At 68.4% G+C, this 15916-nt stretch carries 16 protein-coding genes; 11 read left to right on the plus strand and 5 right to left on the minus strand.

The annotated features are described in order from the left end of the window. Positions 1-82 precede the first annotated feature (82 nt). Positions 83-508 carry a hypothetical protein gene (locus tag AC0VY3_RS34205; protein ID WP_181008098.1) on the plus strand — a complete coding sequence of 142 codons (426 nt, stop codon included), beginning with the start codon at positions 83-85 and terminating at the stop codon, positions 506-508. A gap of 133 nt (positions 509-641) precedes the next feature. Then, entirely contained in the window at positions 642-2654 is a 2013-nt protein-coding gene (locus AC0VY3_RS34210; protein ID WP_475551436.1) for a pentapeptide repeat-containing protein, read from the plus strand. Between the two features lie 183 nt (positions 2655-2837). Here the strand turns inward: AC0VY3_RS34210 and AC0VY3_RS34215 are convergent, their stop codons facing one another. From AC0VY3_RS34215 to AC0VY3_RS34225, 3 genes are all read right to left on the minus strand, one after another. Continuing rightward, on the minus strand, positions 2838-4343 hold the full coding sequence (locus AC0VY3_RS34215; RefSeq protein WP_475551437.1) for a LacI family DNA-binding transcriptional regulator: 1506 nt from the start codon (positions 4341-4343) through the stop codon (positions 2838-2840). A gap of 30 nt (positions 4344-4373) precedes the next feature. Further along, positions 4374-4724, minus strand: coding sequence for a helix-turn-helix domain-containing protein (locus tag AC0VY3_RS34220; RefSeq protein ID WP_475551438.1), 351 nt, complete (start codon positions 4722-4724; stop codon positions 4374-4376). Between the two features lie 196 nt (positions 4725-4920). Further along, complete coding sequence (locus AC0VY3_RS34225; protein ID WP_475551439.1) at positions 4921-5172, minus strand: helix-turn-helix domain-containing protein; 252 nt, start codon at positions 5170-5172, stop codon at positions 4921-4923. Positions 5173-5795: 623 nt separating this feature from the next. Between AC0VY3_RS34225 and AC0VY3_RS34230 the strand changes: the two genes are divergently transcribed. From AC0VY3_RS34230 to AC0VY3_RS34255, 6 genes are all read left to right on the plus strand, one after another. Then, positions 5796-6713, plus strand: a complete 918-nt coding sequence (locus AC0VY3_RS34230) for a hypothetical protein (RefSeq protein ID WP_475551440.1) — start codon at positions 5796-5798, stop codon at positions 6711-6713. After that, the gene (locus tag AC0VY3_RS34235) at positions 6710-7408 is read left to right on the plus strand and encodes an ATP-binding protein (protein WP_327379880.1); all 699 of its coding nucleotides are present in this window, start codon (positions 6710-6712) and stop codon (positions 7406-7408) included. Before AC0VY3_RS34230 ends, AC0VY3_RS34235 begins: the two co-directional genes overlap by 4 nt. Positions 7409-7503: 95 nt before the next feature. Beyond that, a complete protein-coding gene (locus tag AC0VY3_RS34240) occupies positions 7504-8799 on the plus strand; it encodes a hypothetical protein (RefSeq protein WP_475551441.1) in 1296 nt (431 codons plus the stop codon). Positions 8800-9340: 541 nt separating this feature from the next. Next, positions 9341-9628: a mobilization protein gene (locus AC0VY3_RS34245; protein WP_475551442.1), complete on the plus strand. Its 288-nt coding sequence runs from the start codon at positions 9341-9343 to the stop codon at positions 9626-9628. Further along, entirely contained in the window at positions 9625-11364 is a 1740-nt protein-coding gene (locus AC0VY3_RS34250) for a relaxase/mobilization nuclease domain-containing protein (RefSeq protein WP_475551443.1), read from the plus strand. The genes AC0VY3_RS34245 and AC0VY3_RS34250 overlap by 4 nt, the downstream gene beginning before the upstream one ends. A gap of 293 nt (positions 11365-11657) precedes the next feature. Further along, on the plus strand, positions 11658-11852 hold the full coding sequence (locus tag AC0VY3_RS34255; protein WP_475551444.1) for a hypothetical protein: 195 nt from the start codon (positions 11658-11660) through the stop codon (positions 11850-11852). Positions 11853-12096: 244 nt separating this feature from the next. Here the strand turns inward: AC0VY3_RS34255 and AC0VY3_RS34260 are convergent, their stop codons facing one another. Then, the gene (locus AC0VY3_RS34260) at positions 12097-12909 is read right to left on the minus strand and encodes an SPDY domain-containing protein (protein WP_475551782.1); all 813 of its coding nucleotides are present in this window, start codon (positions 12907-12909) and stop codon (positions 12097-12099) included. Between the two features lie 127 nt (positions 12910-13036). Next, on the minus strand, positions 13037-13390 hold the full coding sequence (locus AC0VY3_RS34265) for an SPDY domain-containing protein (RefSeq protein WP_403133711.1): 354 nt from the start codon (positions 13388-13390) through the stop codon (positions 13037-13039). Between the two features lie 296 nt (positions 13391-13686). On the opposite strand from AC0VY3_RS34265, the gene AC0VY3_RS34270 reads away from it, so the two are divergent. From AC0VY3_RS34270 to AC0VY3_RS34280, 3 genes are all read left to right on the plus strand, one after another. After that, positions 13687-14259, plus strand: coding sequence for a hypothetical protein (locus AC0VY3_RS34270; RefSeq protein ID WP_475551445.1), 573 nt, complete (start codon positions 13687-13689; stop codon positions 14257-14259). A gap of 93 nt (positions 14260-14352) precedes the next feature. Beyond that, a complete protein-coding gene (locus tag AC0VY3_RS34275; protein WP_403133715.1) occupies positions 14353-14658 on the plus strand; it encodes a hypothetical protein in 306 nt (101 codons plus the stop codon). Positions 14659-15137: 479 nt separating this feature from the next. Next, complete coding sequence (locus tag AC0VY3_RS34280; RefSeq protein ID WP_403133717.1) at positions 15138-15842, plus strand: nucleotidyltransferase domain-containing protein; 705 nt, start codon at positions 15138-15140, stop codon at positions 15840-15842. The last annotated feature ends 74 nt before the right edge of the window (positions 15843-15916 follow it).

Genomic DNA, 15916 nt, shown 5'->3' on the forward strand with positions numbered 1-15916 from the left:
AACGACCGTGTGAGCGATTGTGGTAGCCGCAGTGTCACTGTACGTTGCCGCGTACGGATTGGTTTGGCTCGGAGGGGGCGGAATGCCGGAGTACGGCCGCGCAGACAACGAGTGGGGCATGCTGGTGGAAGCGGGGCGGGGATTTCTCGTCGAGCGCGCGAAACTTGGCAGGCTCACCTCATACACAGAGCTCAGCGTCACAGTGGCCCGGAGAACCGGCTGCCGTGCCTTCGATTTCGAGCGTGCTGATGAGCGGGCGGCCATGGGGGAACTGCTGGGACGGATCGTGGTCCGAGATCAGGAGATCACCCCCTCCGACCCTCGTGTCATGCTCTCGGCACTGGTGAACTATTTGGGTGCCAACGACGCTGGACCGGGTTTCTATCAGTTGGCCAAGGACCTGCAGCTCCTGCCCATGAGTGCGTCCTCGGACCAGAAGTTCGAGTTCTGGATCAAGCAGGTGAAACAACTCTACGAACGCCATGGGGCCAAGCCAGCCGTGGCCTGAGCACGTCGCGCCATTGCAGCGCGTGCTCAGCAGCGTACTAACGGTCGGTCACAGGCTTGGCTTCCTTTCGGACGAAGAGAACGGCGCCGACCTGCGTGTCAGCGCTGGCGCCGGTTCCCTTCGGCTTCGAGGGATGCCCAGCATTGCCCTCAGGGGCGTCGTCCCCGAAGCGCTTACGGGGAAGGACCGTGGCGGCGAAGTGTTCTCCTGGCTGGTCTCGCCCCGAGGCCGGTTCGACTTCGACCACCACAATGCCTGCGGCGTCGACCGCGAGCATGGCGCCTATTGCGGCGAAGTCGGCAACCATCCGGGCGTGCGCAACCGTCCTTCGGGTATGTCACACCCGAGCCCCGAACCGTCCTTGACCTCGCTTAGTTGGGTGCCCTGCGGTCACGGCACCACCCCGGAGGACCCGGTCGGCTGCCGCGGTGCCCAAGTCCCCGGCCATACCGCATGCCTCGCCCACCTGGGCGACCCCGAACGCGACGCCTACCTGTACAGCCTGACCCCCGGCGCCGCCATCGACCACAGCGGCACCACCTTCACCGAACCGCTTCTTGACGCCCTCCTCAATGCCCTCCGCGACCCCACCACCGGATACCCCCGCCTCGGCGACGCCCGGTTCATATCGACAACCTTCCAGGCCGACGCCGAGTTCGATTTTGCGAGTTTCCAGGGCGAGGCCGTGTTCCGGTCGGCGATCTTCAAGGGCGACGCCGTGTTCGGGGCGGCGACCTTTAAGGGCGTCGTCGGGTTTCGGTCGGCGACGTTCCGGGGTGACGCCGTGTTCGAAGCGGCAGCCTTCGAGCGCGACGCCGAGTTCAGAGTGGCGACCTTTCGGAGCGACGCCCGGTTCTCGGGGGCGACCTTCCAGGGCGGCACGTGGTTCACGGGCACGACCTTTCAGGGCAACGTCGAGTTCGTGCGGACGGCCTTCGAGGGCGGCGCCCAGTACGAAGGTGCGACCTTTCGGGGCGACGCCGAGTTCGAAGCGGCGGCCTTCCAGGGAGACGCCTCGTTCATAAAGGCGGTGTTCGATCGGGCGGCCAGTCTCGGTCCGTTGGTGTGCGCCGGGAGAGTGATGTTGTCGGGGGCGGTATTCAGCGGCCCGGTGACCCTCTCGTTGGCCGCGCGCCGTCTGGAGTGCCGACGGACCCGCTGGTCGTCAACGGCCGAGATACGTCTGCGCTACGCCACGGTGGACTTCGCCCACGCGGTCTTTGAGTATCCCCTCACAATCGCCGCAGAGGCCGAGCCCTTCGTTCTCTCCTATGGACAGCCGTTGGCAGAGCAGACTCTTGCCGCCACGCCCGACGACGGGGTGCGGGTGGCCTCGCTGAGGGGGGTGGATGCGGCCCATCTGGTCCTCGCCGACATCGACCTGTCGGGGTGCCTGTTCGCAGGGACCGTGCACTTGGACCAGATCCGGCTGGAGGGCACGTGTTCCTTCGACAGGGTCCCGCCCCGCACGCACGGGCGGCGCTGGTACCTGCTGCGGTTCACCGCCCGCCGCGCCCTCGCCGAAGAGCACCACTGGCGCGCGAGCCGCGACGCGGCTGTCCGGGGCTGGAACGTGGCAGTGCTCGGTGCCGGACACATCGGGCCAGCGCAGCTGGCGCCGGTGTACCGGGCGCTGCGCAAGGCGTTCGAGGACGGCAAGGACGAGCCGGGGGCTGCGGTCTTCTACTACGGCGAGATGGAAATGCGCCGCCATGACCGCACCGGCACCACCCGCGCCGAACGGGGACTCCTGCGCGGTTACTGGCTGCTGTCCGGCTACGGTCTGCGTGCTTCCCGAGCTCTGGGCTGGCTTGCCGCCGCCATGCTTGTCACCATCGTGCTACTTATGGGCTTCGGGCTCCCGAAAGACTCCCCGAAGCAGGAAGCGACCGGCACCGTGCCTCCTGCTGGCGGCAAGGTCACCTTCGAGATCGGCAAGACTGATCCCCAGAATCCCACAGCGGACAGGTACACCGGCGAGCGCTTCGACAAGGCCCTGAACGTCACGCTCAATTCGGTGGTGTTCCGTTCGTCGGGCCAGGACCTGACCACCGCCGGCACCTACATCGAGATGGTCTCCCGCGTCACCGAGCCCGTCCTTCTGGGCCTGGCTGCCCTGGCTGTCCGAAACCGCGTCAAACGCTGACCCAACCCGCCCACGGCCCTGGGCCGACGCAATGCCGCAGCCGCCGAGCACGGAAAAGCTGGTGTGACCGAGCCCGCCATGAGTCGCCGCACGGAGAATTTCAGTGCCCAGGTCACAGCCCTGCCCACTGAGCTCTTCCGTGCGGTCCGGCACCTCACCGTCCAGACTTCGCCTCAGCTCGTGCTACTGGCGTACGCGCAGGAGGCCGTTGAGCCCGGGCACAGGCGACGTAGGACACATGGCCAGCCGCAAATCGAGAGCTGCCTCCCACTGCTCTGTCATCCCGGCCATCAGCCGCTTGCGCATGCCCGGGGTGACGTGGGCATAGCGCGCCGATACGGAGCCGTCGATGTGGCCCATGCGCTGGTCCATGAGGACCTTCTCGGTACCGAGGTCTTCCATCATCGTTCGATGCGTGTGGCGCAGGCCGTGGGGGGTGAGGCCCTTCGCGACCGGGAGCCAGCAGGCGTCGGCCCGGTTGCCGGCGCCACGTCCCCGTACGGGGACGCCGGGCCACGGCTCGCCGAGCAGGGGAACGGGGCGCGCTTCCTGCGGGGCCTTCTTCGGGTACCAGCCTGACACCGCCGGGGTGAACAGCCAGGTCCCGAAGCCGTTCCTGCGCCAGTGCGCCGCATGCTCCGCCACAACTCCGCCACGCACGAACCCGAGGTCGCTGACGGCCCTCTCCACCCGCATTCGGGTGGCCTCGGTGACGCGATCAGGGTGGTTGAGGACGTTGGACACCGTCCCAGTGGAGACCTCGGCCCGGCGTGCGACGTCGACGAGCTTCGCGCCCTGGTGCCCTCCGGTACGAGCCGCGCCTTGGCCACGGAAGACGTAGGTCCTGCCGTGGCAGGGGCAAGGTGTCGGCTTCGTGCGGGCGATGTGGTTGGCGACCAGGGCGGACAGCCAGTCCATCGAGTCGAGGGTGCGATAGCTGTCGTCCTTGGGCGGGCAGCGCACCATCTCACCCGAGTCGAGCTCGTAAAGCTGCCACTCGACACGGACGGATCCGGCGCGAACGAACTCTGTCTCCAGGCCGACGACTTCGCCCCAGCGCATGCCGGTGTATCCCTTGAGCACCACGGCGACGAACTCGTCGTCGCGGCCAGACAGCAGGGCTGCCCGTTCGGCGGTGAGCAGGACGCCGAGCGGATCGGTGACGACCTTCTCCGGGCCTCTGTCACGAGAGCGGCCCGCGCGCTTGCCCCGCCCGCGTCGCCTGGTCGCAGGGTTCGACGTGATCAGACCTTCGTCGATCGCGTCCTCGAAGATCAGGTGGAACGTGGAGCGCCAGGTCTTGACGCTGGAGGCCGCGTACAGGGCCCTTTCCTTCTTCTCCCACCGGTCGACGTCCGAGCGCAGGATGCCGGCGAGCGCATGGTCCTCGAAGTCGGGGAGGAGGTGCTCCTCGATGTGGCGCTTGTAGTTCTGCATGGTCGAGGCGGCCAGGTCCTGGGCCTCGTACCAGCGGCTCGCGTACTCGCCGAACGTCTCCTGCCCCAGGGCGGGGTCGCGCCAGTCGCCGCGTCGGTACTTGTTCTCGGCCTCGCTCGCCGAGCGTTGGGCCTCGCCCTTGGTGGCGAACTTGATCGTCTTGCCTTGCTCGTCGACGACCGTGAGGTGCTTGCCGGGAGCGGTCTTGTAGCGGGCACGCCAGTAGTTTCCGCGCTTCTCCGCGAAACCCAAGTGCGTTTCCTTCCTCTTCGGTGCGGTGTTCTACGCGGCGGTGTCGAATGCGGCTCGGTCGGATCGGCGGGGCGGCCTGGCGCGCAGGCGGCCGGAGGGTGCGCCCGGCTCGGGTGCGCTGGAGCGTCGGGCAGGGGCCGCAGGCGGGGCGTCGGGGTACGGTGGCCGCGCAGCGACGGTCGGTCGCTCCTCGTGGAGGCGGATGATCTCGGCGAGATGGGCGGCGGTGAAGCGGTAGGCACGACCCACTCGGGCGAAGGGGATCTGGCGACGGCGGGCGCGGTCCTTGACCCACCAGGCAGAGCAGCCGAGCACGGCGGCGACCTCGTCGGGGCGGTAGAGGCGGACCGGTGCGACCTCGGCGCCTGTTTGCTCAGCCACGCGGGATCGCCTCCTTCGTGGTCCTGCGGCGGATGGGCGACAAGGCAGGGGGAACGGCCTCTTGGCGCAAGGGGGTTCCTTCTCTGGCGCGGTGGTGTGACCCGTGACGCGCTGGTTGATCGCTTGGTACGGGCGAGGTGATGTGAGCGGGCGATGCCGGGTGTTGGCCCACCCGGACAGCGCTGAGAGGGCTTCGCTAACTCGTCTCGGCGAGCAGCGTGAGCGGCGAGACATCGAGGGCGGCTGCGATGGCGACGAGGTCGTCGACGTCGCAGCGGCGCTGCCGGCATTCGATGCGGGACATCATCGTGATGGTCATGGGGCGGCCGAGCGCGGTCACCCGTTCGGCCAGCTGGCGCTGAGCGAATCCGCGCGCTGCGCGGGAACGGGTTATGGCTTGGGCGGTCAGCACGCCGGCCGGACCAATTCCCAGGGGGATTTCAGGCATGCGTCTGTTGTAGCTCCGCATTGCCGGTTTGGGTAACCGGCGATCTGCTGCTATGTTCCACGTCTTTTTTGTCAGATCTGGGCCCCCGCATCCGCGAGCGACGCAACATAGACCGGAATTCGGCGCTGTCCAAATCCCTGTGCTCGTCCGGAAGGAGCGCCGCCTTCGACTGCCCTGGCGTGGGTTGTTGCATCACGCGGTCATGTCAGACCGATCGCTGATGCAGGCAGACAGCGATTCACCAGTCGCCCCATTTGTGCCGCTTCTAGGTCAACCGCTAATTCGGGTCTACCGTTATAGGGAAGCCGCGCACGACGCGTTCGCCGAGAGCTGTTTGCTTTCTCGGCGGAATGCTGGACTTGTGCGGGGAGGGTGTGGCTGTCTTGGCCATGCAGCCGGAACACCTGGCGACTCCGGGCACATGAAAACCCCCGGCGGGCCAACGCCGGGGGTCAGGGAGCCCCTACCGATATCGCCCGTACCTGAACGATCAAGACGGTGGCGGTCACAACGCCACCGGGTGAGGAACCGTCTATGCCCCAACAAGCTACAGCCCTCGCGGCCGTAGTCGCATCCTCGTCGCCGAAGTCGCCCGCTCTGCCCACGAAGGCGGGGCGATAGGCATGGCGCGGATACGCACGATCAAGCCGGAAGCCTTCATCTCCGAGTCGCTCGCTGCGGTGAGCGTCCACGCCGAGCGGACCTTCTTCGGCCTCCTCACCCAGGCAGACGACCACGGCCGTTTCCGGGACCAGGCTGCTGTCATCGCCGGCGCCCTGTGGTCCCTCCGCCCCGAACACGGCCCTCTGGAGGTCGAGGACGACCTCACACAGCTCGACGGCGCCGGTCTGGTCTGCCGGTACGAGGGTGACGACGGCAAGCGCTACCTGCACATCGTCACCTGGGCTCGTCACCAGAAGATCAACCGGCCGAGCGGCAGCCGCTGCCCGGCCTGCCCGCGCCATCAGGGAAGCCGATCTACCGAGCCGGCCTCGCCTGTTCACGGTGTCCTCCGTGAACATGACGCGAGCCCTCACCGTGGAGGACCTGAGGGGTCCGGTGAATGCAGCGAGCCGTCCGTGAACCGGGAAGTTGCAGGTCAGGGCAGTTTCAGTGAGCCCTCACCACAACGCCGGGAGATGGCGGTGAGGAATCAGGGTCCGGATCTAGGACCTAGGATCCTGGATCTAGGATCACCTCCGGTGGGGAGCGCAAGCGCCTCCGCGCCACCCGCCACCTCGGGCGCGATCTCGGCCAGGGACCTGGTCGGCGAGTACGTCGCATCCTGCGAGCACCGGCCGCCCAGCGACGTACTGGGTCGCCTCGGCAAGGTGGCCGGCAAACTGCTCGGCGAGGGCATCTCGGCCGAGCACATCCGCGCCGGGATGAGCCGCATGCGGGCCAAGGGCCTGTCCGCGAACCTGCTGCCGAGCCTGGTCAACGAGGCCATGAACGCCCCTCAAGCAGCTGCTGCCCCGCACCGCGCGTGGACCAACCCGGCGTCCTCTGACGTCGAGGCGGCCTACGGAGGCCAGCTGTGACTACAGCCACCACCAGCCGGGAGCCGCAGCGCATCAGCTCCCTGGCAGCCCGCCTCGACACGATCCTCGCCGACCGGGGCATCGACGCGACCGCCGCACCCGCCGAGGCGCCTTCGGAGCGGGTGACCGCACTGGAACTGGCCGAGGCACGCATCCCACCTCGCTACCGCGACGCCCTCGCTGGTCACGAGCAGGTTGCCGCCTGGGTTGACGAAGTGGCCCTCGCTGCACGGCCCGGCCCGAGCGGCACCCGGGGCATCGCGCTCGGACCGTCCCTGCTGATCGCCGGCCCCACCGGCACCGGCAAGACGCACCAGGCGTACGGCGCGGTGCGGTCGCTGCTGACCGCCGGTGTGCGCCTGCGGTGGGAAGCCGCCACTACGGCCGACCTGTACGCCCGCCTGCGCCCACGCGCCGGCCACGACGCCGAGCGAGACCTCGCCACTCTCAGCACCTGCCCGCTGTTGATCCTGGACGACCTCGGCGCGGCCAAGCAGTCGGAGTGGACCGAGGAGATCACGTACCGGCTGATCAACCGCCGCTACACCGACCTGCTCCCCACGCTCCTCACGACCAATCTGCCGACCGCCGCGCTGCGCGATGCCGTCGGCGACCGCGTCGCCTCCCGTCTCGCCGAGATGACCACCACCGTCGTCCTCACCGGCGCAGACCGCAGGCGCCGGCCCCGCGCCTGACCGCACGGCGTCGACCACCTCACCCCTTCCTCACTCCGCTCGCCCGCGTCCACGCCTGCCCAAACGGCGCGGCGGGCCACTCTGGAGACCCCTGCATGACGCAACTCGCCCTGCCCGCACTCGGGCACTGGACCTCAACGTCTCTCACGCTTACCGCCCTCCTGGGCACGTGCACGATGCTGCTGCTCGGCTTCCTGATCAGCCGGCGCCCTACCCGAAAGCGCAGCAGGCACCAGCCCGGTACACCTGCAGTCAGGGTCGCCGCACTGGCTGCGGTCGGCTGTACCGCCTACAGCGCAGACACCAGCTGGCGGTTCGCCGCCGACTACCTGGACATGAGCGGTACCACCGAGCGCATCGCGATGTTCGCCGCCGCCGAACTCGCCCTCTTCGCCACGGCGCTGCTCGCGCGGCAGAATCTGCACGGGCCCAAGCAGGCACCCGGCCTGCCCGGAACCCTGACCTGGGTGATCACCGCCGTGCAGGTGATCCCCGCGTACGCCGAGTCAGGCGTGGTCGGCGGCACAGTGCGAGCTTTCGTCGGCCCGATCATGGCCGCACTGCTCTGGCATCAGGCCATGGGCATCGAACTGCGCATCCGCACAGCCGAGGGCGCTTCCCACAGCGTGCTCGCCCGGGTTGGGCGCGAAGCACGCGAGCGCCTGCTCTCGCGCCTCGGTATCGCCGCACGCGATCGTGATGCCGCGCAGATCACCCGCGACCGGGCCACCCGCAAGGCCGTCGCCCTGGCCTCCCATCTTGCGGAGCGGACCCAGAAGCAGCGCGCCGGCTGGCGAGGTCGGCGCACTTCACGACGGCTTTCACAGGCCATCGCCCAGGCCGCGGTGGGCATCGACCAGCAGCAACGCGAATTGCTGCTGCAACAGCTCGCTGTCCGCCGTCACGCGGCAGCGCTGGCCACCATCGAACTCGCATCGCCCTGGACTGCTTCCACGCTGGATGGGGGCGCGACGCATCGCGGCGAGACGACGACGCTCCGGCGCGACCAGCCGAGTGCCGACTACGACTTGCGGGGCGAGGAGGCCACGGAACACCGCACCTCTGGCCTTCGCTCCGAGCTCCTGACTCCTCCATCCGTGCAGGACCGACTTCCCCTGCACGATTCGGCCCCCGCTCGCGAGACCACCGAGCCGGCCCCGGAGGTCGACGTCCCCGCCGCGCAACGCTACGGACGTCCTCCCGGCGCCGAAATGGAGGAACTGCTGGCGATCGGCCGCAGGGCCATCGCTACGCACGGAACAGCCACTCGCGCCGTGCTGCGGAACGCCATTCGCGCGGCCGAGCTCACCATCTCCGAAGACCGTCTCACCGAACTCAAGGCCCTCCTCGCCGCAGAGCCGGACGCCAAGAGCGGCATCCCGACGGGCTGACCGGATATCCGGTCAGCCCCCGGACGCCCGCACGGGGGCCCGTGGACCAGCCACTCCGTCTGGTCCACGGCCCGCCTCATTCGCACCGCTACGCCAGACACGCACGGCCCTCCCCCGCGCTCTCCCACTCGAACCAGCGGGAGGCGGGGCTGCTGCCCGTCCGACGGCCTGGTGCGCTCTCCCCATCCCCTACCAGGAGCTGATCTCCATAAAGGACTCGTACCCCAACAGCCCCGTGCATCAGAACGCGACCCACCCCACGCCAACCCAAAGCGGAGCAAGTTGGAGGTTCGGACACTCCCCCGCAGGGGGAGCGTCCGAACCCGCACCCGCCCCGGGGGTGGCGGGGTCCGACCAGCGCCAGGGGGCGCCGGACGGAAGGGCTGCAACCGGGGACGGATCGCAGCCGACTACGGCCGTCTGCAAGCGTCAGCCCAAGGGAAAATCGCGACCGCGCGACAAGAAGCAGCGTCCCGCCCAGAGCGTCCGCCTCAACGAACGCGAACACACAGCCATCCAGGCCGGCGCCGACGCCGTCGGCATGAGCGTCGCCGGGTTCCTCGCCCACTCCGCCTTGGCCGCCGCCCGCGACCAGACCCGCACCGCCGCAACCATCGCCGCCGAGCAGGACATCCTCACCGAGCTCTTCGCCACCGGACGCAGGCTCGGCTGGGCCGGCAGCAACCTCAACCAGATGACCAAGGCCCTCAACTCCGGCGGCGATATCGCCCGCATTGAGGAGACCCTCGCCGCCGTCCGCCACGCGGCCACCGCGACCAGGGCGGCCGTCGAGCGGATCAACAACCGGCAGAAAGACGAGACCGCTTGATCCCCCGTATCCACAAGCAAGGCAGCAGCACCCGCGGGCTGCTCAACTACCTCTACGGCAAGGGCACCCGCGAGGAGCACGTCGACCCGCACCTGGTCGCTTCCTTCGACTCCATGGCACCCGACCCCGGCCGCGACCCCTCAGCGACAAAGGAGGATCTCCAGCTGCTTCTCGACCAGCCACTGCACCTGCTCGACGAAGGCCAGCGACCCGACCAGCACGTGTGGCACTGCTCCGTACGCGCAGCAGGCACCGACCGCATTCTCAGCGACGAGGAGTGGGGCGACATCGCCCGGCGCATCGTGGCCGCCGCCGGCATCGACCCCGGCGGCGTAGACGACGCCGGGTGCCGGTGGGCCGCCGTCCGTCACGCCGACGACCACATCCACATCATCGCCACCCTCGTACGCGAGGACGGCCGCCGCCCCAACCACCACCGCTCCGGCCAACGCGCACAGGCCGCTGCCCGCCTCATCGAAGCCGACTACGACCTGCACCGTGTCGCCCCCGGCGACGGCACTGCGGCCAAGCGCCCCACCAGCGCCGAGCGCCACAAGGCCGAACGGCAAGGGCAAGAGCGCACGGCGCGGGAGAAGCTGCGCGACGCTGTGCGCGGCGCATCGGCCGGCGCTGCCTCCACGGATGAGTTCTTCGACCGTCTGGCCGCCGACGGTCTGCTGATCCACAAGCGGATCGCACCGTCGGGCGACCTGCTCGGTTACAAGGTCGCGCTGCCTGACGACCGTAACAAGGACGACGAGCCGGTCTTCTACTCCGGCTCCACACTCGCACCCGACCTGTCCCTGCCTCGTATAAGCGAACGCTGGGCCCTTCACGCGGAGGCGGTCACCGAGGGCGAGCGTGAGCCGGTGCAGCCCGCTCTACCGCCGGTGACCCATCCCGCGTTCGCTCGGCGCCGGGCTGCTGCTGCCACCTGGCAGGCTCTGCTGATCATTGATCACGGTGACGACGGCATGGCAGCAGCGCAGATCGCCGCGGCAGGAGAAGTCCTGGACGCGCTTGCCAAGACCTCTGCCGCCCACACCCGCGCCGAACTCCGGCAGGCGGCGTTCGCGTTCGAGCGAGCCAGCCGCTCCCACATCCGTGCCGTACGCGGGCATGACCACGCCCTGCGACAGGCCGCCCACGATCTCGTCCACAGCGGCCCCGCCCTCGGCCGCGGCGAAGACGGAGCCACCACGGCGATGGTCATCGACATGGCCGTCTTCCTCGCCATCACCGCGGCCAACTGGCACGCCAGGAAGCACCACGGCCAGCAAGCCACTGCGGCCCGGCAAGCCGCCGAGCACCTGCGCGCCGCCTACCAGGCCGCCGCAGCCGACCCCATCGCGGCCCTCCGCCAGCGTGGCCAGCGTCTGACGCCGCGGATCCGGCAGCGGCACGCCGATCTCCTGCACCACGCGCTGCCGGAGCTCGCGGATCGAATCCAGGGCGAGCCCGGCTGGCCCGCCCTGTCCGCCACACTCGCGGACGCCCGGCAGGCAGGCCACGACCCCGCCGCCCTGCTCGCCGAGGCCGCACGGCGTCGCGAGCTCGACACCGCCGACTCCATCAGCGACGTCCTCGTCTGGCGCCTGCGCCGAAGCGCCCATCTGCCTGCCGCACCCGAAAGCCCTCCGGCGACGTCCGCCAGAGACAGCCGACGTGCCTCGCCGTCAAACCCCACCACACCACCGGCGGCCAGGGCAGCGAACCACTCCGGCCGTCGGCCCTGACCCGGAAAGCGGGCGCAACATAGCCGACGATCACCGGTTAGCCAAACCGGCGATTCTCCAGACCATTGATGCACCCCAACCGATCCACGAGGAGCACGACACCTGTATGGCCAATCCCGACTTCAATCCCTGGATTTTCGCCCTTCTCTGCGACTCGGACTTCCAGCCCCGAAAAAGACACCGGGACGTGGTCCCACCGCGACGGTCGCCCGTTCAGCAAGGGGGAACAAGCCCTTGCCGACAGTGCAACCCGCGCCGAAGTCGAAGAGCTGAGTGCGCAGCACACGCGGTACATGAAGTACGTGCATGAGATATGCGACGCCCCTGACGTCACACAGCGCTTTCTTGCCCCGTTCATGGAGCGGCTCACCGAGAAGAAGCTCGGAAACGCAGTCGAGCTCATGAGCGAGGACGAAATGGCGGAGTTCAATCGCCTGCTCGCACTCGCGGACGAACCGATACGTCCGTTCGCCCCTTACGCCTTCTGACACCGGGTGTGTCACTCACCGGCCAGAGCAAGAAGCTGACCCGGCGGAGCCTCACCCAGCCGGTAATCGCAGTCAAGGAAGGTCACATAGGAACCATCTCTCCGCGACGCCCACGAGCCGACACCGCACCCAGTACTGACGTCAGCCCGCCCCGGTAACTGTCCGCCAGACACAGAAGCTGCCGGTGCAGCGCGAAGCCGGGCCTCCCGAACGGGGGCCCGGCTTCATCGCGCGGGAGTACTGCTCAGCAGGCAGGGGCACACAGGAGCCGGTCCCGTGAGCTCTCCGGCAACACCCGGCGTAGCACCGGTGCGGTGGAGCTGAGCGAGGAGGCGAACGCGGCAACGAGGCCGTGCGGCACGCTGGAACTGAACGATGCAGCCCACAAGCACGGAACACCCGCGCCGAGCTCGGCCCACGCCTGCCAACCCGCCACCCCTGGCACATCGCCCTCGACGATCAGGGCACAGGGATCGGCATCCTGGATGAGCGGTGGCAGCTCGCCAAGACCGAGGCGTGAGGTGAAGGTGGGATGCATCGCCGCCGCATGCGGTTGGTCGGCGTCGCGGAGCCAACCGTGCGCGGACGCCGCATCGAGAACGGTCTCGGGACTGGCGGCCGCGTCGGTGGGATCACCGCATACATCGAGCGCGAGAAGGAAGTCGGCGATGGCCTCGCCGGGGATGCCGGAGGTGAAGTAGGCGGACCAGTCCGCGAGCGACCTGCTCGCATCCGAGCGGGTAGAGATCTGCCACGCGATCGGCAGCCCACCGAGGTGAAACGGCTCGTCCGACAGCGTCCACTGAGCCCACCGACGGGCGTCGGGACTGATGTGCAGGACGGTGCTGCGCAGGACCTGGCGGTCCTCCAGCGACTCGTCGAGCTCACGCCGCCCGCGGACGGTTGTCAGGCACGTCCAGCCGAAGCCGGCGAGAGTGTCCGCGACGACGTCGTAGAGACATCCGTCATCGCCGGCCAGGTGCCGGGGGCCGACCCAGTACGCAGGCAGAGCGCCCCGGTTCGGGGTGGGCGGGTTGAGCCGAGGGTTGGAATACAGGGCGCCTCCAAGGGCAGGGTGCGGGGCTACTGACAACGTCTTGCTTCCGGGCAGTCGGCTGCCGGCTCGGATCGCCACCCGTCCATGAGCCAGGCGGAGCCGAGTCGGCTGACGCCGACTGCCCTGCCTACCGAGAATGGGCGGTTTCCAGCACGCGCGTCACAGCGACGGCGACGATGTCGGCCGGCGTCTCGGCGTCGAAGGAGATGCTGTAGCCAGGCATCTTCGTGGTACCGGTGACGGCGATCTTCCAGCCTTCGCCGTCGCCCCCAAGGCGGCCGAGCGGAAACCAGCCCAAGTAGAACCGGCCGTCCTTCGAATTGACGTGGACATCAGCGCGGTCGTCCACAACCATGTGGAAATCCTCGGCAGAGAACTGATCCATCACGAGCGTGGGCTGGCCCGGGCCAAGCTGCCAGGTGTGCGCTTTCAGGGCCTCGGCGGCGGTGGAGAAACCGGAGCTCGTGGATGCAAAGGTCATGGCGAATACCTTTCTGACCTGGGGTTCCGGAAGGTCGTCTAGGTTGACATCCGTCTGCGCTCGCTGGCCAGTCCTTCGCGACTCTTTCCTGTCTGCCCCCGGCGAACTTGTCCGTTGACATCGAACCCAGTCGTCTTGCAATCGAACCGAGCCCCGCCGAATCCGGCACGCCCCCACCGGCAAAGCACTGACGCCCTATAGACCGCTACGTCATCTCTATAGACAACCCAGGCCCCACTCCGAAACACTGTCTATAGCGATCGATAGAGATGACATAGAGTGCTGAAGAGGTTCATGTGAGGCTCACCATTGAAGGCGCGAGCGAGGAGTTCGAGCGCAAACTCCTCGCCCTGCTCGCCGAGCACCGAGACGAACTGGCCGTGTCCGTCGACACCGCATGGGGTGCCGACCGGGCGATGGTCTTCCTGAACACACTCAATGAGGACGCCCGCCAGTTTGTGCGCCTGGTCGTCGAGTCCGACGGCAATCTGGAGGCCGCCCTGCTGCGCGAGGCATTCCCGCGCGGACTGCGCGGCCCCACCGTGGCCTTGACCTACGCCCTCAAGCGCGGCTTCAAGCACGGCTGGTGGCCCGAAGGCACCGAGGCACCAGTCACAGTCGTTTACGGCGGCGGCCCTCAGGACGGATGGCGGCAGGCATCGGCCTACGAGATGTCCGGTGAGAATCTGCCCGTCTTCCGCTCCGCCCTAGCTCACTACGCCGCCACCACATCCCGGCCCTCTTGGGGCGAGGAGGCACCCTCCGCGTTCGCCGTGCATCCAGGCTGGGCGGCCGACGCTGACACACCGAGGGCGCTGTACGACGATGCGCCGACCGCACCCAACTTCCTGAACAGAGGCGCAAGATGATCGGGGGTTGCGCGGCTAACCCCCGCCTGTCGCATCCTCGGCGCGGCCCGTCGCAGTGACGGGTCCTACCCGCCTCGCAGGAGTGATGCCGCCGTGTCCGCGCTTTTCGACAAGTTTCTGATCCCGATTGCAGTTGGCTTGGTCGTCACCGTTCTCGCTGCCGCAGCCAGCTGGCTCTACCGGCGTCGCCGGACCACCCCGACACCACCCCGCGTGCTGCGCCGCTTCAGTCTGCTTGGAACCGCCAGCGCCGACGGCACTCCCCTGTACTTCGAGACCACCCGGGCTCCCGGCAGCGTCGTCACCCGCCGGGTCGGCAGCCTGCCCCAACGCTTCGAGCTAACCGATGCCCCGCTCGGTGACGGCACGTACGCCGCCGAACCCCTCGACCATCTGTAGGACGGCCAGTGCATGGAGGGTGTGTGACCGCGATCGCCCTCGTCCTGGGCTGCCCAACAGCACTGTCACCGCACGCGATTCCGTTATGGCGTGGGTGGGCGACATGACGTGGGGATGGGACTTCGCGGCGCGATGTCTGCTCATCTCGGCGGCCTACGCAGTGACGGGGCCCCTGGTAGCACGGTCTCGGCGGCATGCTGCGGAGCAGGATCGCCAGCACATGCGGGCCATCCGGGAAGCGCGGCGCGATCGGCACTGGCCCACGGCCTCGGGCCAACCAGTCGCGACCATCGCGGTCATGACGTCGATGACGAATGCCTTCCGCCATACCCTGCAGACTGCCGGCGGAGCGCAGACGCCAGACCTTCCAAGAGCACGGGCACTTCACCACGCATCGGCAGCCGCTCACCGGAGATAGAACTGCATGTGCCTCAAGAAATCCCGGTGCGCACGGTGGACAGAATGCTGATAGTTGCTGCATGGATGCGATCGCCGCCGCGCGTGCCGTTGTAGAGGAACATCACCCTGACGCTCAGGCTGTGTTCCTGGGAGGCAGCGCCGTGACGGCCCGCCGCACGCCGATGTCGGACCTCGACATCGTGGTGATCCTCCACGGATCCCCGGCCCCATACCGGTCGAGCTTCCGGAGCGGTGAGTGGCTGGTGGAGATGTTCGTGCACACCGAAGCGACGTGGCACTCGTACGTAGACCGCGAAGTACGCAAGCGCCGGTCGCCGCTGCTCTGGATGTGTTCTGCCGGGCTGTTGCTCTTCGACACCGATGGGGTCGGCGCGCGCATCGCCACGGAGGCTCGGGCACTGACCTCTGTGGGACCGCCCAAGATGTCGGCTGGCGAGATCGATGACTGCCGCTACGCGATCACTGACCTCCTCGACGACCTCGCCGGAAGCCCGGACCAGAGCGAACGGCTGTTCATCGCCACCGAACTGGTGCGACGGGCTGGCGAACTGGCTCTGAACGTCAGCGGGTCGTGGTGCGGAGGCGGGAAGTGGCTGGCACGCCGTCTCGAGACGGCGGCGCCGGGACTCAGCGAGCGCCTGCACGATGGCCTACGTGACGTCTTGGCAGGGCGGATTGAGACTCTTGTGGCCGCCGTGGACGAGGTACTGAATCAGGCTGGCGGACGACTCTGGGTGGGCTACAAGCGTGGTGGAACTCTGTGAACGAGGTCAGCACGCGGCAGCAGGGGGTGCATCGGAAGGTCGAGCGCCGCGCACCCATGGCCCTGCCTCGCGGA

Source organism: Streptomyces sp. iso_384 (assembly GCF_056172905.1).